This window comes from Arthrobacter sp. BG3, assembly GCF_056680185.1.
On the sequence record NZ_CM155270.1, the window covers coordinates 3845030 to 3867871 of the forward strand.

Genomic DNA, 22842 nt, shown 5'->3' on the forward strand with positions numbered 1-22842 from the left:
ACACGGTAGCGCCCGCCCTGGTGAACTGCTGTGCTGTGAGATGACAACGCATAAGGCGTTGTCGTCTCATTGTTAAGGGCGGGCCATGGCGGAATATCGTAAAATATTGGGGTTGTTGCTGGAGGGGAGGAGTTACCGCGAAGTTGTAGAGATCGCGGGGTGCTCGCATCGCGACGTGGCCCGGGTCCGGCAGGAGGTCCAGGAGCGGGGTCTCACCTCGGCGGTCGCGGTCAGTGACAGCGAGCTGGCGGATTGGTTCCCCGACGGGCGCCGGAAAGTGTCGGAGGAGTATGACCAGCCCGACTTGTCGCGGGTGCTGGCGTCTTTGAAAGCGAACCGGCACTTCACGTTGCTGCTGGCGTGGCGTCGCTACGTCGACACCAAGGACGCGGGGAAGAAGTACGGGTATTCCCAGTTCTGCGCCCTGTTCACTGGCTACCTGCGCACCCACGATCTGGTGGCGGTGCTGCGCCATGAGCCGGGGCGGGCGATGCTGGTGGACTGGGCCGGCGACACGATGGATGTCGTCGACACGATCACCGGCGAGGTGGTCCGGGCAATTTTGTTCGTCGCGGTGTTGCCGTTTTCGGGGCTGATGTTCTGCCGCGCATATGCGGATATGAAGTCCCCGGCGTGGCTCGACGCGCATGTTCAAGCGTTCGCGTTCTTCGGCGGCGTGACGCAGATCGTCGTGCCAGATAACCCGACGACCTCCACCCACCAAACCCATAAGGGCGATGCGGAGCGGGTCGTCAACGCGAGGTATCAGCAACTCGCGGATCACTACCAGACAGCAATTGTCCCGGCCAGAGTGAAGAAACCCCGCGATAAAGCCTCAGCCGAGAACGCGGTGAACGTGGTCAACAAACGCGTCATCGGCTACCTCGATGACGATGTCTTTACGACGCTGAGCGAGTTGAATACTGCGATCGAGGAGCGGGTGCGGGAGATCAACCACGATATCCGCCGCGCCGACGACACGACCCGGTGGGAGAGGTTCGACACCGAGGAGCGGGAGCTGCTCGGCCCTTTGCCCGATGCCGGGTTCGAGGACGTCGAGTGGAAGGAACTAAAGGCGGCCCGGAACTACCACGTCACCGCGGACACACAACGGTATTCCGTGCCCTTCGCGTTGGCGGGCAAGCTGCTGCGGGTCCGGCTGACGTCTTCCCGAGTGACGGTCTTCGACGGGCACGAGAGCATCTGCGAACACCCGCGGCTGACGGGCCGCAAAGGCCAGTACTCGACCTTGCCGGACCATGTCCCGCCGCGGCACCGCGATATTGATGGGTTGTGGTCCCGGCGGTGGTTCATCGACCGGGCGCGCAGCGTCGGGCCGGCAACAGTCACGGTGATCGAGCAGATCCTCGACGGTCAGGTGATCGAGGCGCAGGGCTACCTGTCGTGCCAGAACATCCTCGACGGGCTCGGCAAGAATAACCGGGAACGGTTGGAGGCGGCCTGCCAGGAGCTTGTGAACCGCAGCGCTCATCCGACTTACTCGACGCTGAAACGGTTGATGGCGGCGATCGATAATGATGCGAAGAAGCCCCGGCCGGTGATCCCGGCGGCCTCGACGCGCAAACGCGGCAGCACTGTCGTTTTCCGTGACACCATCTCGGACGTTTACGTTCGCGATGCCTCCCACTACGCACGCGACGAGGAGGGGAAGTGATGTTCACGAGCATCGATTACGACAAGTTCCGGGCCCTGCGGGTGACCCACGTCGCGACCCGGCTGGAGGAGCTCATCCAGGACGAAGGCAACGACACACTCACTCCCGAGCAGTTGTTTCTCACTGCGGTCGACGACGCGTTGGAGTCCCGCCGCATCAACAAGGTCGACAAACTCATCCGTCAGGCCGCCTTCCCGATCCCGGGGGCAACAGTTGCTGAGGTCGACTACCGCGACGGGCGAGGGATCACCCCGGTCAGAATGCGACGCTATGCCGCCCATGACTGGCGCTCCGATGCGACGAACCTGCTCATCATCTCGCCCACCGGAGGCGGGAAAACCTACCTTGCCTGCGCGTTGGCCATCGGTGCCTGCCAGAGTGAGCACTCGGTTCTCTACTTCCGGATGGACGACTTGGCACGGCGGCTCGTCATCGCCCGCGGCGACGGCATCGCCCACCAGAAGCTGTTGAACGAGCTCTCCAACATCGATCTGCTGATCATCGACGATTTCCTCACCGTCGGCATCGACAGCGACGCTGCCAGCGATTTGTTCGCGATCCTCGCGAACCGGGAGCACCGGCTTCCGACAATGATTGCCTCGCAGACGGGGCCAGCGCACTGGGTTGCTGAGCTGCCCGACCGGGTCGCAGCGGACTCGATCGTGAACCGCCTCGCCAACAACGCCCGGATCATCAACCTCGGTCAGATCGACATGCGCCGGCACCGCAACGACCAGGCCCGCGCCCACGAGGCCTACTGGGAGTAACACCGGCCGCGGCCCGGGCACAGCGCCCGGGCCGCTACCACCACGTCAGAACTGCGCTACCAGATGCCTGGACTAGCGCTACCATCAAGGACTACTCGCCAGTCTGGCTCGGCGCCGAGGCACCACATGCACCAGGGGTCGCGAAGGGGTAGGCGACGGCGTCGCGGGACCTTGGCCGATCGAAGACTCAGCCAAGCTCGAACGGGCGGCGCGGCTGGACGGCCTTCGACTACTCACTTGCAGATAGGCGCGCCCTCTCATCCGGAGGAACCCAACGAGTGAGAACGCGAGGCTGGACTGACAGACGCCTGGACTGGGACTTCTCACGCACCCGCAGTAACCGGCCGGATGGTCAACGGCCAAGCCAGGACCGTCATTAACGGAATCGAAGTGCCCGGTGCGGAGGTCGATACGGACCCGTTCGTGTACGGCATCGGAGCCCAACTGGCCGGCGGCGGCGTCGTGACCGCAGTGCTTCCCCGCGCTGAGTTCAAGCGCATCCAGGTCCAGTTCACAACCCGGAGCTAACGGCCACACCCCAGCGTCCGTGAGGGATCCCCTACCGGGAGCCAGGGCGTGCGCAGGACCAGCGGCATACGGGCACCTATCCCTGTGATACTTATCTTCTGCTGAAGATGCCGGTTCTACTGTGAGATGGCTAGCGACTTAGCACCAATAAACTGCCGTGATGACATCAGAACGACTAGAGGGATCAGAGGATGCCGCGAGACGGCTAAGGTCGACGTCGCTGCGCGATTTCCGAGATCCTAATACTGACAGCGACAAGACCAGGCGATATAAGCGATACAAGCGGTCAGTTTCCCGCGACGAAATAGCACTTCCCGGATTGGCGCGGTACGCGCTAGAACTAGTCGGTCTGCCGTCAACGGGGCCCGGTGAAAAGGTGGCGTGGTGGGTGAACTTCCTGTTCCAAGACCGCCAATGCGAACTTGCCCTAGAGAAGTTCGGCCTCCGGTTATACGTCGAGATCGTGGAGGACGGCGCCGAGGCCGATCGAGTGGCCAACAAAATCGTAAAGAAGCTCAGCTCCAGCATGCGGGCAGTTGAAAGCTTAGTCTTGGCCCCGGCCGCCCCAGGGCTGTTCCGTCACGGTAAGGCTACTGTAGTCAACCAGCACATCAGTCTGCGCCGAACCTATGAGTATTTTCGTGAACGTGCATCAAGCCCATTCGTCATCGAAGACGAGGTGAAGCATCTTGGTGCTGGCAATGGCATTGCGGGTGCAACGACCTTCCAGTCGGGGAAGTTGCTGATGCAACTGAACTCTTTCCATGACTTGGTAGCTTCAGTAAACGCCTACCTAAGTCTGCTCGAACACCAGATGGTGCTGGCGTTGCCCTTCGAAGGCTTCGACCCTTCTGAGCACTCTCTCGAGAAGTTCATAGGCTCCCGCTGGGGAGATAAGTACGCGCAACTCCTTGATCTGAATCGCAAGGATGACAAGCACTTCTACGACAGGTTGGTCGAGGTAGTGGAACGCTGGCGTAACACCTATTCCCACGGTGGATTTGAGAAGGGTCACGGCTCTTCGGTCTACCTTCACTACGAAGGGATCGGCGCCATTCCCGTAGGGCTTAGCTCCGCGACTGAACGCATCGGCATCTTCTTCATGCCTGCGACAGATGAAGACATCAACCATGTTTTTGAGCTATTTGACGAGCTCGACGCGTGGCTTAGTAGCACTCGCATGTGCTTCGCCATGGAGTGGATCACCTGTGGCCTGCACGTCCGCTTCGATCCCGAAGCCCGCGCCGAACTCGTCAAAGCAATGGCAAGCCCGGAACGATTCTCAAAATATGTCGAGTACAACGCCTGCCTGGAGGACCTTGCTGCGAATATGGACTACTGAGATCAACTTTCGCGGGGCTGCTGAGATTCTGAGGCTGATCGCCATGCTGCCTATATGCCCGGTGCAGGATGCCTCTGGGGGCGTACGTGGCGCACCGGGCCGACTCAGTAAGGAACAATGATCGCAGTTCCAACAAGGAGGCGGAAGCTTTGAAAAGGTTCTATGTCGCGTCGAGCTTCAGAAATATCGTCAACGTCCGGTACGTCGGGCAAACCTTGGTAAGCAAAGGCTACGTCAACACGTACGACTGGACCCAGAACGGGTCGGAGCGCGATGCGGGTACGGTCACCGTCGGTGATCTGCGCTCCATCGGGCAACATGAGAGAGATGCAGTGATGGGTGCCGACGTCGTCGTAATCCTGCTTCCAGGCGGGAAGAGCACGCATGTTGAGCTTGGCATCGCGATCGCTCTAGGCAGAAGGACAATCCTGCATTCGCCGGACGAAGTCATCAACAACCTTGAGACCACCAGCACGTTCTACCACCTGCCTGAGGTGGAGAAGTGCCACGGAACTCTAGGTAGGCGCCGCCATGTTCTTCACGGTTGCGCGATGAATGCGGGAGTCTGCTGGCAGAGGAGCTTTACGGATTCTGAAAAGGATCCCTCACCGGACATCTCTCACTCGTCCTTCCCAGCCTCCGCATGACTCTGCAATGCGGGGGTCGGCCCACCCGTTTGCTCCGGCACGCCGCTTCGGGCTTGCCCGTCCTGAATGAAACTGATCCTTATTTGACTCCCCGGCTCAAGGACCGACCCTGGGGACGGATCTTGGGAGGTCACCCAGAACAGCCCCGGCCACGTACGCGAACGGAGCCCCGGCCCGTCAGGGTCCCCGGCTGCGAGACCGAACCCAACGTTCGCCGCCATTTCTTGTGCAATATGCACAGGCTGCCCAACGAGATCGGGAACTGGCAGCATCTGATGTTCAACCATCTCGGCATCTCCTTTGAGCCTGAACAGCAAGAACGGTGAAATCGAACCTTATGCCCACAGAATACTGCTGATGTTCGGGGGGCGCCCGGGACAGGATAGGCTTTCGGGCGGCCTTCGTTCAGTTGACTTGAAACGCACACATAGCGGGTACATCCATGAATCATATTGGTACTTAAGTAACCAACTGTTACACTTTCTCCCATGACAATACTCACTGACCTAAGGGACGCCAGCATGGCTGTCCAGGCTGCAAACCTTCACCTCGACGAGGTCATCGTCCGCGCTTACGAACACCGAGTGAAGGTCACTGAGATCGCGCAAGCTGCGCGGCTCTCACGTATGCAGGTGCATCGCATCATCAATGTCCGCGGGGCGACGCTTCGCCTCCCTCCCTCCGATCACAACGGCGTCTACACCGATAGCGCAGGACGTAAGGGAACCGCGAAGCCCGAATGGCTGGTCGCGAGCACTGGCTCTGGGTCGGTTCGCGGATGGTACTTCAGTGAGGACGACGCGATAAACGCGACGGAAGAAGGGCAATACCATCGCCGGGTGACTCACTCGGAACGGGGCTGGGCGTGATCACCGAGACGCGACAAGTATCGGCTGAGTTCCCCGGCCTTCCCCGCAGGCATTGGTAACTTTCCTGTCTGCTGATTCAAGGTCGGAACTAGCCAGGAACGCTTCCTGAGTCGGTCCCCGCGTTCTAGGGTTGCGGTATGGCTCGGATGAAACCGCAGGAAGCGACGGCCGTGAACATATTGCTGGGATACTTCGCTGGCAGGGCCGAGCTACCGCCGGGGGAAATTGTGCGCTCCCTCGAGATCCTCCGCAAATCGGGCGCACAACCGCCTGCGGGGCGGTTGGGACGAGTTCGCGGTGCGTCGGCAATGGCCATACGCCTACGAAGATGGGGGCCGAGAGCAAGAAGGCGCAGACGCCTCTTCCGAAGACGAAACCTAGGGGCTCAGGATCCCCGTCGGTGATTTCGCCGGATTCGATCTCCTCGGCAGTGCCTAGCGGAAGTCGTAGTCCTCGTCCATTCCGCTAGAAAGCCATATATCCTCGGCGTCCGACTCGCTGAGATAATTGCTCAGCGCGGTGTCGTCACCGTTGTTGTGATCCTCACCGATTGTGCAACGGCAGTCCTCGCCGTAGGAGATGCCCGGTTCGTCTTCTATGTCAGTAAACTTCTGATGCTTCGCCCCTGTGGGCATCGGATCCTCACCTTCGTGAATTCGTTCGATCTATGAACGCCGCGGAGAGCGTGGCGGCATGCTGGCGATTCGCCGTATTAATAGAGGGCTTCCTCGAGGCCCTGACGGGTTTCCGCTAGTTTTGAGCCGCTAATCGTTTCTGAGGCCCTGTTCCCGAGTTGTTCCGGGCCGTCCTACTTCTTCTTCTCCTTCTTCAACGCGGCAAGCTTCTCGATATATTTAGCCTTCTCGTTGAGACGCTTCGCCTCTGCCCTGAGTTCTCTAGGGGTCTTATTCGTCGCGCCGGGTGGTCGTCCCACGACTGTCTCCATTCTTAATAAAAAACGATATTTTTATCGTATCCAACAAGAATGTAGCACGTCAGGAAAGTGCTGACCCTGAATCCGGGCATGCCCGTCCCAAAGGAGTCCGAGCGGTGGAGCGTCGTCCTCATCGCGAGACGCACGTTAGTTTGATCTGCCTTGGTTCCGGCATGATGGCCGGCGCCCGTTAGACGGTCAAACACCAGAGCGCCGGACAGGGCGTTGGCCCCTGGCATTCTTGCGAGGACCGGGCGAGGGCGACTGCCTAGTCAACGGCGGGCAGGACGGCCCCGGGTCCTCCCTGTCTGCCATCCGGGAACTGAGTCGTCCAGGAGCTTGATTTTCACGGGGTCGAGTTCGCCGCGACGGCGCTTGTACCGCTGGGTGTGGATCCACACGCCGAGGGTGTGTTCGTATTCGGATTCATAGTCGTGGTGACGCGGCCAGTCGTTTCCCTCCTTCCGGAAGTCCAGGAGCTGGGCTAATCGCTGGTGCCAACGGGCCTCGTCCGCCACTGCCCGATTGTTTTCGGCCCAGCCGGGCACCTGGGCGAGCCCGTGGCCGTAGGCCAGGTCAAGGGTGCCTTCCACTGCTTCGCGCCGGCGTTCGGAGAGCCACCGGGCCATCGACCGTTCATCCTTGTGCTCGGAGTGGTTACGGGGGAGCCGGGCTTCAGCCGAGATCCAGGCTATGACCACTTCCATGCGGGCGAGGTCCGCAGGGGAGGGGCAAGGAGTAGCTACGGCGCCGGCGGCAGCCTGGTGTTCGGCCTCAAGCCCCGGATCCTGGCGGCGGGCGACGGCTAAGTGGTATCCGACCGCGTCGGGAGGAACGCGAACGAGGGCAGCGTTTCGGGCTCAGTCCGAGCCGGTACATCAACACCCATTCCCCGTCAGGAGCGCGCCGCAGTCGCCTGTCCATGATGGACCCCATCTTGCCACGGCCTCCTCACAAGACGGGCGGGCACCGCAGGATCTAAGACACAGCAGTTTCATGATCCGGAGGTCGGCAAGGCTTCGATCCGCACAACAGGCGACGTCGTTCTGAGAGTAGGGATGTGGTCGTCGCGGACTTGGATCCAGTATTGGGCGGACGCGCCGACTACGCACGACTCCAGCATTAGCAGCTCCAATGTTTCGCCGTCACGGCGCAGCTGCGAGAAGCCGGCCTCCAGGTAGTCGACTATTGGCGCGGTGGCGGCCATGTGACGCTTCACTGTTCTGGCTGTCAGGTCCAGCAGGTATTGGCTGCCGGTAGCTGTGGTCACGATGTACCGGCCCGCATCGTCGTTCCGAAGCTCCTGCGTCATGAAGCGAGTTTAGCCGCGGTGAATGACGATGTGTCTGGGTCCAGGCGACGGGCAGGCCAGCTGGCAAGACACCAAGACTAAATAGCTGCAGCGGCCTAGAATCGGTCTATGACAGGCATGGCTGAACCGGTGGTCGCTGGGGCTCGCGCCTCTGTATGGCGGAAGGCGCGCGGCTGTCCCAGTGGCCGCTTGCCGGGGGCGGTGTGATGGCTGGCCGGCATGCCGCCCCCGACACAACTCTTCGGGGTGAAGTCTTCGCCACTCGGCACGATCTTTGTCCCTGTGGCCGTCGGGACCCGCGCGCGTTATCTCTTAGCGAACTGGCCCGCAATGCAAAGTCGTACCGGGATGTGCAACGTGCGGCGGCCCGCTTGCGGCTCGTGACGGACCGCCGTCTAGAGCGCGGCCCCACGCCGGCGTGGGTGGTGGATTTAGCAGCCGAGCACGGCGAACCGGTACTAGGACCGGGCTGGGTTGAACAAGCCATCGACCGTCTCGACAGGGAAGCCCGGAAACATTGCCCTTGCCGCTGCCATGGACGCAAGATGCAAGCGGAAGTAGATCATGCGGCCAGACAGGCCCGTAACATCAAGCGCGCTAGAGCGCGACTGCAAAAAACTCTTGACGAAAGGCTGGGTCGGCGCACGCCCGGCCCCATCTTGCTTCTGGCGGCCGAAGACGACGAATAGGATCGACGCGGGACGGGCCGCCGCTGCGCCGAGAGTTGCGACAGATTGCAAGAGCATCGGGGACGATTCACCATGCTGGGGCTACCATCTGCTATGTGGTCAATACGCTCTTACTCCTCGATATAGACGGTGCCGTCGTGCCGATGCGGCATTCAAAAGTTGTTCCCGCCGAGGATCAGGTGACCTACGAGTTGGCGATCCCGCCGAGGGTCCATGCCGGCGTCCCGGTCCGCCCCGCAGTTATCGAGGCGATCAAGGGGTGGGCCGCATCCGGGGTGGACGTTCAATGGTTGACGTCTTGGGGGTGGCGGACAAAGTGGCTTGACCAGGCCGATCTGCCACAGCTCCCTGTTTTTTACGACCCGGAGCCGGGCGAGGTCCTCATGTGGGGCCGCTCTGGTCTGTCGTGGAAGAGACCCGCTGTGGCCAAGTTCCTCAAGAAACAGACCGAGCCAGTCCGCCTGGTCTGGGTAGACGACGATGCGTTCTATGCAAGCTACGGCGACGAGCTGCACGCGACCTACGCCCATTTATCGGATCGTCTCCTGATCCAGCCCGACAGTTTCGTGGGGCACACGGACAAGGATCTCCGACGGATTGACCGGTTCCTCGCTCACTAGGTCTGACGCGCGCGGCCTGCGCCGCCCACAATCAGCGGCTCGATTTGCAACGGGGAACCGGGCCAAACCAGAACGGCATTGCCTTCACGGGAGCCGTTCATGTCCAGGACGTCGACCCGGGTTTCTACCCCGTCCGAATGGAGCATCAAGTCTGTGACACGCTGATGCCAGTGACCCGAGAAGACGTTGGGTGGCCGCAAGGCCTCCACAGCCAGCTGCAGCAGGTGGCGGCTTATCTGGGAACGGGCAACGTCCTCGGCTGGGAGATCCCACTCGCTCACCATGGGCACGCCGCCGGGAACGTCATGGGCGAGCAGGACGTCGAGCGGCCGGCCTGCGATGAGCCGTTCAACGTCCTGCGGCTCGACCTCTTCGATTTCGGGCCACCAGTCCATGCCCGTCTTCCTGAACGCGTGATCCACGGAAAACGCTCCGCCCAGGCCGCCGACGGTCAGGCCTTCCACGACCGTGTGGCCGGCGCGGGGGAGGTACTTGATCCGTGGCAGCACCGTCGCCAACCCGTCGGGACCAACCTCGAGGGCGCGCAGCTCGTTGTGGTTGTCGTGATTACCGTCAATAAAGACAATGTCGATTCCGAAGGCGGCCAAGTATCGGTCCAACTTGGCGTCGAACCTTCCTTTTCCCGCTCCCGGCCAGAGAACGCCGAGATCCCCTACCTGAAGGATCGTTTTGGCGCCCGCAGTACGGGCCGACCTGATCAAGTGCCGTGCCCACTGAAGGTCCCCGTGGAGATCACCGGCGACGACGAACGGCCTCTTGCCTTCAGCGCTACGGTCCACGCGGTTTTACCTCCTACTCGGTTGCCACGGCCGCTCGAACCACTCCAAGCTACGTCGTCTGAATGAAGGCGCTTTTGACCCGGCATCAAGTCCACCTGAGGCACGACCTTCCTCCGGGAACTCGGTGCTCCCGGCCCGGCATCGGATCAACAAGCAACTGACCCTGGCATCCCGGCCAATCCTCGCGAATAGCTCCATTCTCGACTCCATCATTGCCTTCCACCGCCGGGAAAACTCTCATGGAATCAACCGTGGGGCTCGACTGAAACTGCGATTCATCAACCGGCGAGCCGGCGAAGTGGGCCCAGTTCAGACTGCAGAACCAATTCCCACTCAAACGGCCTCTTCAAACGGTGGAGCAAACGGCGGAGGCCCTTGGGGCCTTGAAAGGAACATTGAACGGGAAAATGTTTGTTCTCTAGGGGGTCTTCGTGACCTGAGCCGAGTGGAGTTCCGCCAGATAGTTTCTCAGCTGCTCGGAAAGCGCCATGTGTCGCGCGATAGTGTCAATCATTGGCTCCACTCCGACCGGCTCTGGTATTGGCAGCGCCCGGTATTCCATCAGTGGGGGCACGATGGAGCCTAGAAGTCTGTCAGCGTCCGCTACGTCCTCGAGTCGCATGAGCGCTTCGCCCCGAAGAACCTTTGCCATACGGTCATAGCTGACGTTAGCAAGCTCTGCGTAGCTGCGGATGTTCTGTCCGTTCTCTCGGAGCCTTGCCATTATCTTGACTGAAATGGCATGTTGCAGGCGCGCAGTGGCGATCCGTTTTTCTTCCAGTTCCGTGCTGCCTTCGAGCCACGAGATTCTGATGACTTTGCCGAACTGCCGGCGGTCTGACGGAGCCGCCATGAGTCTGGGCTGAAAGCGAGGGTCGCTCATATTCCGATTCTAGTCGACAACCACCGCACCCTTACCCATGATTCAGCCTTTTAGGGGGTTGATTTCCGTCTAAAAGGCGGAGTAATTTCGGTACAAAGGGCATATGAACGACATCGTTTACCGGTTCGTAGTGCACTGACCTTCAGTAGCCGGTGCTGTGCCGGACGCCCGCGTCGCGATGGCGTCCGAAGGTGCTAACGGGGCGGTTCCGTTGAGAGGCGTGAAGGATTGCATGGCTTGCCCGGTCCCTGGGACGGCGCCGGCGAATTCGTATTGTTGTCTGACACAGGGACATCTGATGGTTGCTCAACAGATAGGCAGGAACCGGGCCAGGTCCTCGCATCCCTACAAGGGCGTCAGGATCAAGGACGGTTTCGAAGAGATCCGGTGGCGCTACCCGGAAACCGCGGTCGATGGGGAAGTCCACGTTGTTGACGGTGCGCCTTTCGCAGGGGACATCACGCGTGCTGTCCCGTCGCGCATCGGTTACAAGCATCCCGGAAGAGTCAACCATGAAGGCCTCTACATCGTTGGGCAAACCCAGCAGCCGGTCTGGTACGAATCGATGACCGAATACGAGGCTCTCATGCAGATTGAACACGCGATGCGTGTCTCAGCCGTTGCATCGCAGCCATGCTGTTTCCTGCTCCGCGGAGGTATCGCGCACTATCCCGACTACGCGATCCGGACGGGAGAGGGCCGCACGATCATAGTTGATGTCAGGGACATGGAATTTACCGAATTGCGTGACGTCGTCTCGTTCAACCGGACCGCCCATGTGTGCAAAGAGCTCGGCTGGGGCTACATCATTATCGAGCCCCTGTTTGGGCACGAGAAGCATGATCTGGTGTGGCTCGCTGGCTACCGCCACTCAGTCGCGGCGCCAAGCGATGAACTTCGGGCCCGGATCCTGGACGCGGCCAGTGAACCAATCGGACTGATGAAATTGGCCCGCGGGCTGGACCCGCACCTTGAATGGCGGCATCTGCCCGCTATTTATCACCTGATGTTCACGCGAATCCTCGCCTATAACCCCGCAGCACCGCTGGACGATGACACTGACGTCTGGAAAAGGTGAAGAACATGAGCAAAAACCCGCTTGAACTGAACTCTGCAGAGCCGATCACCATGGACGGCATCGACTACCTCATCGAGGGACGCAAGGGCTCCGAACTGGCCCTGTTTAACACACTGACCGGAGAAACACTGACCATGACGTACGCGGCGGTCATGAGACGGGCCGATCTGTCCGACATCCCTTTGGACCATTTAGGGGACATTCGCCTTTCCGGCGCGGAGCTACCCCCGCTCCAGAAACAACGAATGGACTTCCTGCTCCGCCACGTGGAAGAGATTGCCTACGGAAAACCGCATGATGCGACGAACTACCGTAAGGGCTATGACCCGGCAACGACCACGCAGGCTGAGCGCATCAACAGGAAGGCAGCGGAACTGGCTCCACTCCAGGCTCGCGGATTGTCTGGGTCCAACCTCAAAAAGCTGGTTCTCAAGCTGAAGAGACAGGACTCGACGGGGCTCGTCGACGGCCGTACCGTCAAAGTTGTCCATCCCTTCGCCAATATCGACGGACGGCTCCACAAAGCGATGGTGGCCCGCGTGAACGCGGCTCATGACCAGTCGACCCCGAATTTTCAACAGCTCGTCACAGACGTACGGGGAGACTGGATGGAGACCTACGCGGACGAGGTCGACGTGCTGCCCTCCGATAGGACCCTCCGCCGGAAATTCGCGCTCCTCACCAATCGCCGCTACACAACCGGGAGCGCGATCAATCGCCGTTCCAACGAAAGTTCACCCAAGCGATGCATGGCGCACCGGCCAGCATTCGCTCCCGGCGAGGAGGTCCAGGTCGACAACACCGTGCTCGACAACTTGGTACGCGGCGACAATGGCGAACTGTTCCGTCCCATGCTGACGACGTTCATCGACAAGGCAACACACTCAATCCTCGCCATCATGCTCACCAAGAGCGTCAAAGGTGTCGATCTCGCATACCTGCTCGCCAAGGCGCTGTCCATCCCCGACCTGCGGCCAGGACCGAACCTTCCTTTCAGCCTTAACGAGGTGCGGAGGCTGCCCTGGGCGCAGGCACTGCTCGAGTCAGAACTCGAGGGCAAGGACACAGGCCGGCCGATAATCATGCCGCGCCGGATCATGATGGACCTGGGAAAGGATTTCCAGTCCAACGCCTTTCTGGCCGCCTGCAGAGGCTTCTGCATCGACGTCACTAACGCGGCACCGGGCACCGGCTCGGACAAGCCAATCGTGGAACGGTTCCACCGCACAATTAAGGATTCGTTCTGTCGGTACCTCCCCGGCTTCACCGGTGGCGATTCGGGCAACCGGGGTCGGGAAGTCAAGGGCCGTAACAAACGGAAAACGGGTGCGAAGACGGAGACGTCATCCCCGATGAGCATCCATACGATGGCATATGTTCTTGACCTCTGGGTCCGGCACGTGTGGCAGAACCTGGAGACGGACGCCCTGCAGCACCCGGCCCACCCCGGCCGCCACTACAGCCCCAACACCATGTATGAAGCCTTGACGTACCGCAGCGGGTGCCTCTTCACTCCCATCACGCCAGCCACCTATGTCGGTCTGCTGCCGGTTGAAACCCGGGTAGTCAGCCGGACAGGACTTCAGGTCGGATACAGGCGCTACGACTCTAAGGCATTGGACTACTACCGGGGTAAGCCATCCGGAGAAAAGCTTATCGGGGATCTGTGGAGGGTCCATGTCGACCCAAACAATCCAGCTGCGGTATGGCTGGAGGTCCCGGACCTCGAGGTCTTTCCCGACGGTGGTTGCTACATCGAGTGCCCCTGGGTCAATTCCGACGCGTTCGACGCGCCGTTCTCGCGGGCGATTTTTGAGGCGGCAGACAACATTGCCGGATTGGGGCACCAGCTGCCAGCAAAAGACCGAAACGTCTTATCCCGGCAGCTAGTTAAGGGTGCCTTTGCGGCGGCGGAGAAGGAGCAGCGCGCCGCCGAGGAGCGGGACGCAGAAGAGAGACTGGCCGCCGAGCAGGGCATGCCCCGCCCCCGACCGGAAACCGTAGTAACGCCCGAAGACCCGCACCAGATGTGGGCCTCAGCGGGAAACGCCGGCGTTTACGAACTGTTCGACCCGGCGTCCGCTGTCGAAACGACGCATGGGAGGCGCCGCAAGGGGGCCCGCCCCGTCCGCGCCGCCACCACTTCCGGTCAGGATAGCGGCAAGGATGAGCCGGTACCCTCAGCACAAACACGGCAGCAAGAGCCCGGCCAGGCACGGGAGGGCCGATGACGACCGAAAGCAATTTCCGGCAGCTGCCCAAACCTATTGAACGCGACACGTCGCTCATGAAATGGGAGTCCCTGAATCGCGTTCTCGGTGCCGGGCGAAACCAGTTCACGTTGATGGACCGGGCAGTTTACGACGCCATGAACGACGGTCAGAGAGCGGCGTACAACTCCGAACGCATCAAATTCATGGCAGGCGGCATGACCGTCACCACCGGCACCATCAACGACCTCATTGCACAGTTTCTGAAGGCCGACATGATGAACGACGGAGCGCTGGCGGGGCGGCGGGGTGTGATGCTCTCAGCCCCCGCCTCCGCAGGCAAATCCACAGCCTGCCTAGCGTTGATCGAGTACTACCTGAGGCTTTACGAAAGCGAAAATCCGGGTGCAATCTCGGACGGGGCTGTTCCGGTCATTTACACTTCCGTCCCGGCCACCCGGACCATCAAAGGCATGCTCCAACGGATAGCGCGCTTTCTGGCGCTGCCCTTCCAAAAGTCAGATACCGAAACCGATTTGGCCGCGATGCTGCAAGAGGCTCTGCCTGCCGTCGGAACCAAACTCATCGTCCTGGACGAGGTTCAGATGCTCAACGGTGCCGAATCCACCTCACGTCCGGCCGTGAACAACCTCAAAGACCTCACAAACTACTTCGAAGGCACCATCGTCTACTCCGGCCTGAATCTAACGAGTTCCGGACTGCTGTTCGGGGACGCCGGACTGCAACTGACGCGGCGCGTGTTCAATGTCAACGTCATCGACCTCACCACAATCCATACCGAGCAAAAGCGAACGGAATGGACGAAAATCGTGGGTTCATTCGCTAAAGCGCTGCCCCTTTACGCCACAAATCCCGCCTCAGTGCAGTCCGACGCCGAATGGCTACACACGTTCACCGGCGGAGCCATCGGCACCCTGAAAGCCGTGCTGTTCGATGCAGCAGCCAAACTGATCTTCGAAGATGACCCGTCGAGCGAGAACCTCACGCGCGAGCTGCTCCAGGAATCAGTCCGCGACTACGCAGCGGAGTCCGGAGCGCGGTTCGCACCGCCCGCACCGCTGCAAGGCGCCAGGAACCGGAAAAGGATCGTCCGTGCAACTCACCATTGAGCTAGTGAGAGTGTTGCCGGCCCCACTGCGCATCAAGGCCTGGCCGGCTGAGACCGTCTACAGTTTTGCCAGCCGTCTGGAACGCCGGCTCAAGGCACACCGCGGAGTCATCAGCCACCTGGCCTACGCCGACATCACGCGCATCATCGGCAAGCGGGCGACAGCGCTGAAGACCACACAACGGATGGTCACCTTGTGCGAGATCATGTGCTGCGTGCCGGCCGGGACACTGACCACGCCGAGCAGCAACATGCCGTTCTCGTCGCACCACTGCAGCGAGTGCGTCGGCGCCTGTGCTGTCGAATACGAATGGAATCGGGGACGATACACCTGCGAGCTTCACCGGCGTTGGATCGCACCCTGCCCGTCACCAAAAAGACCATCGACCTATGAGCCACACCCGGTAGGGCCGTCCGCTCTGGAACACGTTGGAGAGGACATCGTTGACGCGGATCTCCGAATTGGAGCCCTCTTGGCCGAAGGCAGAGCTACCACCAGGCTGCTCGATGAGATTACGCGGCGCATCGACTCCATGAAAGGCCAGGAACACCATTCCGTACCCCGCCCCGGAGATCTCCCATTAATCTCCACGGTCCTGTCGGCCGTCACAGATCCAGCCGTGCAGGCCGCAGTACTGGACGAGACCGTATCCTTCGCCGAGCGGTACGCCCGCCTAGCCGCGGTATTGGAGGACGGGCTGACTGATGACAGCCCGGAGCTCTGTGACCAGGTTTGGCTTCTCCTGAGGCCAACCGCTGTCTGGGTCCGCACAACGTTTCTTCGGGAGGCCCAAGTAGAGGCGTTCGAACCGTTCGTTGTGCCTGACCCGACAGTTGACTTCTCTGCAGCGCGATACCCGCTGGATCCATTCCACCGCTCGATGGACTGCCTCCGGACAATTGGGAGGCAGGATCACCTTTGGTGGAACGACCGGTACATGCTTGCCCCACCATTCAAGGGCACTGCACCCCTCCTGATATGCGATAACGGGCACGTCCAGAGCAAACCCAAGGGGAAAGCGCGCAACTCCGCCTCCGAAGAATTTCACTGCGCAGTCTGCTGCGGCAAGCGAGTCGTTGCCGGCCTTAATTCGCTCGGCGATCTCATGCCAATTCTCGTTCCCGAGTGGAACCAGGCCTCCAACGGCGCCCTAACACCGTTCATGGTGCTGCCGGGGTCCAATCAGAGGGTCGCATGGACCTGCAACAACGGTCACAGTTACTGGGCGCAAATCAATGCCCGTGTGCTCCGTGGAACGCAATGCCAATATTGTGCCGGGGCGTTACTCCCCGGCACAAATGACTTCGCCACCACCCACCCCGAGCTGGCGGCCCTATGGGACCACGAAGAAAACGGGAACCTGAAGCCCGCCGACATTACAGCCGGTAACACCAGAATTATGGTTCACCTCCGCTGCCGCGACGGGCATTCGATGGTCCATACCGCGGCCTACTTCGTAACGTCGGCTGGCCGCTGCCAGGCTTGTCTAGGGACCGCACTTGTCGCAGGCGTCAATGACCTGGCAACGCGCCGGCCCGACGTCGCGGTCTGGTGGCACCCCACCAAAAACGGCAACCTCACCCCCGACATGGTAAAGCCCGGCAGCGATGTCGTAGTGTGGTGGCTCTGTGCCGACGGACACGCTTTCCCGGCCCCCGTCAGCCACCGTTGCAGATACACGAAGAGGACCTGCCTCTACGACACGGGCCGGGTTCTGCGGACAGGAGTGAACGATATAGCCACCAAGGAGCCGGACCTGGTCAAAGACTGGGACAGCACCCTGAACGCAAAGCACCCTTCCGAGACAGTCATGACCGACAACGAGTGGTGGTGGACGTGCGCTTACGGTCACACACAGCACACCGCCGTCGCCAACCGCCACAAATCCGGGGGATGCACACAATGTGCACCCGAAGACCGCGTGGCCCAGCCACACCGAAAGTTCAACCGAGGACGAAACGGCTGGGACACCGGCAGGCTGAAAGCAAGCCGCCCGGAACAGTAGAAGCACCCCTGCAAGAAACACGGGAGAGCGCAGCGCCCGACGTCAGCCATCCCTCGTGAGACCTTGCTGGCATCAGCAGCTAGGAGTCCAAGTAATGCAAATCAAAGACGCCTGTCCCCGTGAGCAAGGAGTCCTTCTGGTCGTGCGTGCGCCACCCGATCCCTCGTCACCCCTTGAACGACGGTCGCTGCAAATCAGACAAATCTTGGTGTTCAACGACCTCCGAATCTCCAGGACCGCGCGGTGCGTGGATTTCCGTGTTGAAACTGGGAAGCCTAGATCTTTGCTTCTATTCGAGTTATGAGCACATCGATGATTTCCGACCATGCAGGCTTCAGCGCGTCGGAAGGGGATGCTGCCACGAGATGAGCGGCTGCTGCCTTGATGTTGTCCATAGTGTCCAAGCCCACGATGGCTCCATGCCTTGTAAGTGCCGCCTCCAATCTCGTGGCCCATTTCTGCCGCCTAGGGTTTAGATCGGAAGGCTTGAGTCGGATTCCGACCACATCGAAGACTGCCTGAATGCTGATTTCTGGTTCGTACATATCCTCCAACTCAGATTCCTTCAATCCAACAGTCGAGAAGACGACGTAATCACCGTTTGATAGCAGGCCCTGACCGAGGCATTGGGAAATCGCTTGCTCCCCGGCCGCGTCTCTGTCGAAGGCAACGAATGTAGGAGTGATCGTTGGGCGCAAAGCTGACAACCTATTGGCCAGCTTTCCAGCTCCTTTGACCGGGATGAAGACGACTTCTTCATTTCGAATTGCAGTAGCAATCGAAGTGGAGCGATGAGACAGTACAGCTTTCAGGGCAGTTTCGTCAGTGAGCCCTTCGACCATGATGGCCAGGCGAGCAGAGACTAGGTTGTCAGTAACCTGCACTCCTAGGCACTCTCGCAGTTCACCGAGCGAACTGCAGGATCGAGCCGAATTCTTCTCAACGATGATGTTCGAAGAATAGTCGGCTCTATTCACCAGCAATGGGCTATGTGTGGAAACAACTACTTGTTGCTGTGAGGCGATAGCTGCAAGACGTTGGCGCACTTCATGTATGGCTTCCGGATGGAGATGTGATTCGGGTTCTTCAACCGCGAGGATAAATGACTCAGCCGCAGAGGCGGAGGTTGCTGATTCCTGCATGAGCGAGATAGCCGCCAAGCTCTGGATGCCATCTCCTTTCTGACTGAGTGAGGTTTCAACCCCATCGTCGAGGAATATGTCACGCACACGGAACACATCGCGACTATCTTGGGTGAGAATCCTGATTGAGTTCAGGTTGGGCAGGAATGTCTGGAGGGAAGATGCGAGTGAATTGTCGATCTGAGCTATCGCCGTATCCCGCAGCTGATTTAGCTCAGCAGTCAACCTCTGGTATTCGTCCTCAAGCGCGAGAGTACGGAGTTTGCGTCGCACCAGCCCGGTGACGAGCTGAGTGACGTCTTCAGATATACGCACAGCGGGGATATATTGGAAATCCAGGCCACTAGTGACCTCTTGGGCGATCTGTACCGACTTGGCAGCCAGAACAGACCCTCCGCGCCCTTGCTTCAGAATCTCCAGCTTAACGGAAGACTTGGTAAGAGTTAGCCGAATGGGCAGGGTTCCATTATTCTGCGATCCGGTTACATTCTTGAACTTTGTAGACTCTTCGGCTGTTAGATCAAAAGTGAGTCTGATGGTGGTCTGGCCAGTTGCATCGCCGAATTTCTTGTGGTGTCGGGGAAAGTCTCGAGCAAAATTAAATCTGGCCGTTCGGCCCGAAACAGGGAAGTCTGAGCTAAGCCGTTCTCTGAAGAGTTGCTCGTGTGCCACAGTGCTCTTGTCGAAATCTACTGGGAGCTTTGCCCACTCTTTTACATACGATACGCCCATGTCGATGGCTCTCAGAAGGTTCGACTTACCTTCATTATTTGGGCCGACAAGAACGGTAAAATCACCAAGCTTGAATTGTTCGGTCTTGATGATGCTTCTGAAGTTTGTAACTGAGAATTCTTTAAGTTTCACATTTCTCCACTGCTCGGGTGCAGACAGACACGGTCCACACATCAGTTAGGGGCCGTAGGCCTTCCTAGGTCCTCCGGTTGTAGACACAAGACGTTAGACGGCGCGCGCCTCGGCAAACCTTGGCGCCATGGATTCCATCTGCTCCATGACCAGCTTGATGGCCTCGGGCTGCTTGTCCGGCGGGTATCCGAATCGGACCAGGAGCCGCTTGATCGAGGACCGCAGCTTGGCCCGAACATCATCACGTACGGTCCAGTCGGTGCGCACGTCCCGCCGCATGACGGACACCAGCTCGCGGGCAATGTCAGCCAGGATGCCTTCCCCCTGGACTTCGACGGCCGATTCATTCGAAGCCACAGCGTCGTAGAAGGCTAGTTCGTCTGTATTCAGCGGGGGAGTGAACTGCGCACCACGGTTGCCTTCTGCGGCGACCTCCCGGGCAAGCTCCACCAGCTCAGCGATGACCTCCGCCGACGTGAGCTGCTGATTGGTGTACTTCTTCATCAGCTCGGTGATCCGCTCTGAGAAGGCGCGCTGGCGGATCACGTTGTTGCGAGTCGTCTTAGCCGACTCATCGGCGATGAGCTTCCGCAGCGCCTCGATGGCCAGCTGCGGGTTCCGTGCCTGTTGGGTCTTGGCAATGAACTCCGGCGTCAGGTCATCCAGCGACGGCTTCGGCATGCCGGCGGCCTCGTAGATGTCCAGGACCTCGCCCGAAGACGTTGCGGTAGCGATCAGATTGCCCAGCAACCTCTGGATTTCTTCCGGCACCGGCTCGCCGCTGGCCTGCCGGTCAGCGGCGTCGAACTTGGCCATGTACACCCGGGTCTCTTCGTAAACCTGGATCTCCGGCCGCAGCTCCGCCAGGGTTTCTGACCCCGAGCACAGCGCCCACGCCCGGGAGAGCTGGCTGGAGAATCGCCGGTACTTCGAGGCCAGCGTCTCCTCGCCTTCGGCGGTCTGGTTTCCGGGCGTCTCCGGGCTGCGCAGGTAGTTGGCTGCCCCCGTCGCGGCGGACACAAACGCCTTCGGTCCGCCCTTCATCAGCACGCCCTTCCAGTCGTAGCCGGCGAGCAGCCCCCGCAGGGTCTCCACCAGCCCAAGGGCGGCGCCTACCGCTTCGTCGACATCGCGGCCCACCGGCTTGTTCGCTTGGTCTGACTGCGTGTACTCGCCCAAAGCCCTGGCCAGGTTCTCCGCCAGCGGCGCGTACGCCACCAGCAGCCCGTCCTCCTTGCCACGGAAGGTGCGGTTCACCCTGGCCAGGGTCTGCATCAGCAGCGCGCCTTTGAGCGGCCGGTCCAGGTACAGGGTGTGCAGCGGCGGGGCGTCGAAGCCGGTAAGCATCATGTCCTTGACGATCACCAGCTCCAGCTCGTCGTCCACGTCCTTGAGCCGTTCCTTCACAGTGGCATTCAGCGAGTCGCGACGTACATGGTCGGAGACCGGCGGCACGTCGGACGCGGTCCCGGAGTAGACCACCTTGATCTTGCCCTTGGCCAGGTCATCAGAGTGCCAGTCCGGCCGCAGCTCCACGATGGCCGTGTAGAGCTTCGCGCAGATTTCCCGGGTCCCGCCCACGATCATGGCCTTGCCCGGCGCCTCGATAAACTTGCCCATCCGGGCGCTGCGGTTCTCCCAGTGCGCCACCAGGTCGGCGGCCAGCGCCGCGATACGCTGCGGCGCACCGTAGACGGCGTTCACGACGGCGACGCTCGCCTCGATGCGCGCCCGCTCGGTTTCGTCCAGCCCCAGGGTGGCCTCGTCGGCGGCCTGGTCCAGGATCTCCTCCGTGACGTCCGAAGCGAGCGCCACCTTGATCAGCCTCGGTTCGAAGTACACCGGCACGGTGGCGCCGTCCTCCACCGCCCGGGAGAGGTCGTAGATGTCGATGTATTCGCCGAACACGTCTTGGGTGTTGCGGTCATCGAACGAGATCGGTGTCCCGGTGAACGCGATCAGAGTCGCGTGCGGCAGGGCATCGCGGAGGTGCCGGGCGTAACCGTCCAAGTCGTCATAGTGCGAGCGGTGCGCCTCGTCCACCACCACGATGATGTTGCGCCGGTCGGACAGCAGCGGGTGCTCGGCGCCGGCGTCCTTCTCCGACTTGCTGCGGCCGAACTTCTGCAGGGTGGTGAAGTAGATGCCACCGGTGGTGCGATTGCTCAGTTCATCCCGGAGCTCGGAGCGTTTCTTGATCTGCTTGGGGGACTCTGCCAGCAACAGGCTGCGATCGAAGCCCTCGAACAGCTGGCCGTCGAGTTCGTTGCGGTCTGTGATAACGACGACGGTGGGGTTCTTCAGCTTGGGGTGCCGCGCCACCAGGTTGGCGTACAGCTCCATTTCCATGGACTTACCCGAACCTTGTGTGTGCCAGACGACGCCGGCTTTGCCGTTGCTTTCCACCGCCTGGACGGTGCTTCCGACTGCCTTTGTCACGGCGAAGTACTGGTGTGGCTTCGCGATGCGCTTGGTCAGCCCGTCCGATCCTTCATCAAACGCGGTGAAGTTGCGGACCAGCTGAAGGAACCGCTCCTGGTTGTAGAGACCCTGAAGCGAAGTCTCCAGCGCCGTCACAGCTTCGCCGTCCTCCATATACCCGGGCACGACGGGCACGCCGTCGTCGTCCACGTTCCAAGGCGAGAAGTGGTTGAGGGGAGTGAACGGCGTGCCGTACTTGGCCTGGATCCCGTCCGAGGCGAGCGTGAACACGCAGAAGCGGAACGCCATGGGGAACTCGCGCAGGTAGGTTTGCAGCTGGGCGTGCGCGGAGGCGACGTCGGCCGTGGCGCTGCCGGCCTTCTTTAGCTCGATGACGCTCACCGGCATGCCGTTGCAGTAGAGCACGACGTCGAAGCGGCGTTTGTAATCGCCCTGCACCAGCGTGACCTGGTTGACAGCGAGCCAATCGTTCTGGTCCGGGTCGGCGCTGAGCAGGTGGATGGTGGGATTGGCCTCGTTGCCGTCCGAGTCGATGTAGCTGAGCCGGTATCCGTCCACGAGGTACTTGTGGATGCGGTGGTTCTCGGTGATCGCGTCGTTAGACTTGGGCGAGGCGACTTCCGAGACAGCCTGTTGCAGGTACTGGGCCGGAACGGTCGGGTTGAACCGCTGCAGGGCCGCGAGCAGCCTCGGCCGGATCAGCAACTCGTCCCAGGTATCCCGCTCGCCCCTGCCGGGCGCGATGTTCTGCCCGGTAGTTGGCCGCCAGCCGAGGGGCTCGGCCAAACGGTCTAATGCCATGCCTTCCCAGTCAGCTTCGGAAAAGGCTACTGCGGGTGCTGCTGTCACGGTGGTTCCCCCTGATTGACCGGATGTCATGTTGAAATGTGTGCGCAAATCCTGCT

At 60.7% G+C, this 22842-nt stretch carries 20 protein-coding genes; 11 read left to right on the forward strand and 9 right to left on the reverse strand.

Features of this window, described 5'->3' with window-relative positions; translation table 11 throughout:
• The first annotated feature begins 85 nt into the window (after positions 1–85).
• From istA to AC1MFL_RS17340, 5 genes are all read left to right on the forward strand, one after another.
• Positions 86–1675, forward strand: coding sequence for an IS21 family transposase (istA, locus tag AC1MFL_RS17320; RefSeq protein WP_479810432.1), 1590 nt, complete (start codon positions 86–88; stop codon positions 1673–1675).
• Positions 1675–2442, forward strand: coding sequence for an ATP-binding protein (locus tag AC1MFL_RS17325; RefSeq protein ID WP_479815314.1), 768 nt, complete (start codon positions 1675–1677; stop codon positions 2440–2442). Before istA ends, AC1MFL_RS17325 begins: the two co-directional genes overlap by 1 nt.
• Before the next feature lie 348 nt (positions 2443–2790).
• A complete protein-coding gene (locus AC1MFL_RS17330) occupies positions 2791–2970 on the forward strand; it encodes a hypothetical protein (protein WP_479811421.1) in 180 nt (59 codons plus the stop codon).
• A gap of 388 nt (positions 2971–3358) precedes the next feature.
• The gene (locus tag AC1MFL_RS17335) at positions 3359–4312 is read left to right on the forward strand and encodes a hypothetical protein (RefSeq protein WP_479811423.1); all 954 of its coding nucleotides are present in this window, start codon (positions 3359–3361) and stop codon (positions 4310–4312) included.
• 149 nt (positions 4313–4461) lie between these two features.
• Complete coding sequence (locus AC1MFL_RS17340; RefSeq protein WP_479811425.1) at positions 4462–4959, forward strand: hypothetical protein; 498 nt, start codon at positions 4462–4464, stop codon at positions 4957–4959.
• Here the strand turns inward: AC1MFL_RS17340 and AC1MFL_RS17345 are convergent.
• Entirely contained in the window at positions 4932–5246 is a 315-nt protein-coding gene (locus tag AC1MFL_RS17345) for a PASTA domain-containing protein (RefSeq protein ID WP_479811427.1), read from the reverse strand. The two genes, AC1MFL_RS17340 and AC1MFL_RS17345, sit on opposite strands and share 28 nt — an antisense overlap.
• Before the next feature lie 234 nt (positions 5247–5480).
• Here AC1MFL_RS17345 and AC1MFL_RS17350 point away from each other — a divergent pair, with 234 nt between their 5' ends.
• Complete coding sequence (locus AC1MFL_RS17350) at positions 5481–5828, forward strand: hypothetical protein (RefSeq protein WP_479811429.1); 348 nt, start codon at positions 5481–5483, stop codon at positions 5826–5828.
• A gap of 434 nt (positions 5829–6262) precedes the next feature.
• Here the strand turns inward: AC1MFL_RS17350 and AC1MFL_RS17355 are convergent, their stop codons facing one another.
• From AC1MFL_RS17355 to AC1MFL_RS17370, 4 genes are all read right to left on the reverse strand, one after another.
• Positions 6263–6463: a hypothetical protein gene (locus tag AC1MFL_RS17355; protein ID WP_479811431.1), complete on the reverse strand. Its 201-nt coding sequence runs from the start codon at positions 6461–6463 to the stop codon at positions 6263–6265.
• Positions 6464–6636: 173 nt separating this feature from the next.
• Entirely contained in the window at positions 6637–6762 is a 126-nt protein-coding gene (locus AC1MFL_RS17360) for a hypothetical protein (protein ID WP_268753761.1), read from the reverse strand.
• A 272-nt stretch (positions 6763–7034) separates the two neighbouring features.
• Complete coding sequence (locus AC1MFL_RS17365) at positions 7035–7469, reverse strand: helicase associated domain-containing protein (protein WP_479811433.1); 435 nt, start codon at positions 7467–7469, stop codon at positions 7035–7037.
• 287 nt (positions 7470–7756) lie between these two features.
• On the reverse strand, positions 7757–8074 hold the full coding sequence (locus AC1MFL_RS17370) for a hypothetical protein (RefSeq protein ID WP_479811435.1): 318 nt from the start codon (positions 8072–8074) through the stop codon (positions 7757–7759).
• Positions 8075–8858: 784 nt separating this feature from the next.
• Here AC1MFL_RS17370 and AC1MFL_RS17375 point away from each other — a divergent pair.
• The gene (locus tag AC1MFL_RS17375) at positions 8859–9383 is read left to right on the forward strand and encodes an HAD domain-containing protein (RefSeq protein ID WP_479811437.1); all 525 of its coding nucleotides are present in this window, start codon (positions 8859–8861) and stop codon (positions 9381–9383) included.
• Here the strand turns inward: AC1MFL_RS17375 and AC1MFL_RS17380 are convergent.
• The gene (locus AC1MFL_RS17380) at positions 9380–10183 is read right to left on the reverse strand and encodes a metallophosphoesterase family protein (RefSeq protein WP_479811439.1); all 804 of its coding nucleotides are present in this window, start codon (positions 10181–10183) and stop codon (positions 9380–9382) included. The two genes, AC1MFL_RS17375 and AC1MFL_RS17380, sit on opposite strands and share 4 nt — an antisense overlap.
• 418 nt (positions 10184–10601) lie before the next feature.
• A complete protein-coding gene (locus tag AC1MFL_RS17385) occupies positions 10602–11066 on the reverse strand; it encodes a hypothetical protein (protein ID WP_479811441.1) in 465 nt (154 codons plus the stop codon).
• A 298-nt stretch (positions 11067–11364) separates the two neighbouring features.
• Here AC1MFL_RS17385 and AC1MFL_RS17390 point away from each other — a divergent pair, with 298 nt between their 5' ends.
• Genes AC1MFL_RS17390 through AC1MFL_RS17405 form a run of 4 tightly spaced genes read left to right on the forward strand, consistent with a single transcriptional unit; the run spans position 11365 to position 17489 of the window.
• Complete coding sequence (locus tag AC1MFL_RS17390; protein ID WP_479811443.1) at positions 11365–12144, forward strand: TnsA-like heteromeric transposase endonuclease subunit; 780 nt, start codon at positions 11365–11367, stop codon at positions 12142–12144.
• A 5-nt stretch (positions 12145–12149) separates the two neighbouring features.
• Complete coding sequence (locus AC1MFL_RS17395) at positions 12150–14375, forward strand: Mu transposase C-terminal domain-containing protein (RefSeq protein WP_479811445.1); 2226 nt, start codon at positions 12150–12152, stop codon at positions 14373–14375.
• On the forward strand, positions 14372–15484 hold the full coding sequence (locus AC1MFL_RS17400; RefSeq protein ID WP_479811447.1) for a TniB family NTP-binding protein: 1113 nt from the start codon (positions 14372–14374) through the stop codon (positions 15482–15484). The genes AC1MFL_RS17395 and AC1MFL_RS17400 overlap by 4 nt, the downstream gene beginning before the upstream one ends.
• A complete protein-coding gene (locus AC1MFL_RS17405) occupies positions 15468–17489 on the forward strand; it encodes a zinc-ribbon domain-containing protein (RefSeq protein WP_479811449.1) in 2022 nt (673 codons plus the stop codon). The genes AC1MFL_RS17400 and AC1MFL_RS17405 overlap by 17 nt, the downstream gene beginning before the upstream one ends.
• 275 nt (positions 17490–17764) lie before the next feature.
• On the opposite strand, the gene AC1MFL_RS17410 is transcribed toward AC1MFL_RS17405, so the two are convergent.
• Both AC1MFL_RS17410 and AC1MFL_RS17415 read right to left on the reverse strand, forming a co-directional pair.
• Positions 17765–19495, reverse strand: a complete 1731-nt coding sequence (locus AC1MFL_RS17410) for an ATP-dependent nuclease (RefSeq protein WP_479811451.1) — start codon at positions 19493–19495, stop codon at positions 17765–17767.
• 93 nt (positions 19496–19588) lie between these two features.
• Positions 19589–22816 carry a type I restriction endonuclease subunit R gene (locus AC1MFL_RS17415; RefSeq protein WP_479811453.1) on the reverse strand — a complete coding sequence of 1076 codons (3228 nt, stop codon included), beginning with the start codon at positions 22814–22816 and terminating at the stop codon, positions 19589–19591.
• Positions 22817–22842: the final 26 nt, after the last annotated feature.

Bases quoted from the DNA above. Each gene is read 5' to 3' on its own strand.
- AC1MFL_RS17345 (WP_479811427.1), bottom strand. From the start codon at position 5,246: ATGGTTGAACATCAGATGCTGCCAGTTCCCGATCTCGTTGGGCAGCCT.
- AC1MFL_RS17385 (WP_479811441.1), bottom strand. From the start codon at position 11,066: ATGAGCGACCCTCGCTTTCAGCCCAGACTCATGGCGGCTCCGTCAGAC.
- AC1MFL_RS17370 (WP_479811435.1), bottom strand. From the start codon at position 8,074: ATGACGCAGGAGCTTCGGAACGACGATGCGGGCCGGTACATCGTGACC.
- AC1MFL_RS17330 (WP_479811421.1), top strand. From the start codon at position 2,791: ATGGTCAACGGCCAAGCCAGGACCGTCATTAACGGAATCGAAGTGCCC.
- AC1MFL_RS17395 (WP_479811445.1), top strand. From the start codon at position 12,150: ATGAGCAAAAACCCGCTTGAACTGAACTCTGCAGAGCCGATCACCATG.
- istA (WP_479810432.1), top strand. From the start codon at position 86: ATGGCGGAATATCGTAAAATATTGGGGTTGTTGCTGGAGGGGAGGAGT.
- AC1MFL_RS17415 (WP_479811453.1), bottom strand. From the start codon at position 22,816: ATGACATCCGGTCAATCAGGGGGAACCACCGTGACAGCAGCACCCGCA.
- AC1MFL_RS17355 (WP_479811431.1), bottom strand. From the start codon at position 6,463: ATGCCCACAGGGGCGAAGCATCAGAAGTTTACTGACATAGAAGACGAA.
- AC1MFL_RS17390 (WP_479811443.1), top strand. From the start codon at position 11,365: ATGGTTGCTCAACAGATAGGCAGGAACCGGGCCAGGTCCTCGCATCCC.
- AC1MFL_RS17350 (WP_479811429.1), top strand. From the start codon at position 5,481: ATGGCTGTCCAGGCTGCAAACCTTCACCTCGACGAGGTCATCGTCCGC.
- AC1MFL_RS17365 (WP_479811433.1), bottom strand. From the start codon at position 7,469: ATGGAAGTGGTCATAGCCTGGATCTCGGCTGAAGCCCGGCTCCCCCGT.
- AC1MFL_RS17400 (WP_479811447.1), top strand. From the start codon at position 14,372: ATGACGACCGAAAGCAATTTCCGGCAGCTGCCCAAACCTATTGAACGC.
- AC1MFL_RS17325 (WP_479815314.1), top strand. From the start codon at position 1,675: ATGTTCACGAGCATCGATTACGACAAGTTCCGGGCCCTGCGGGTGACC.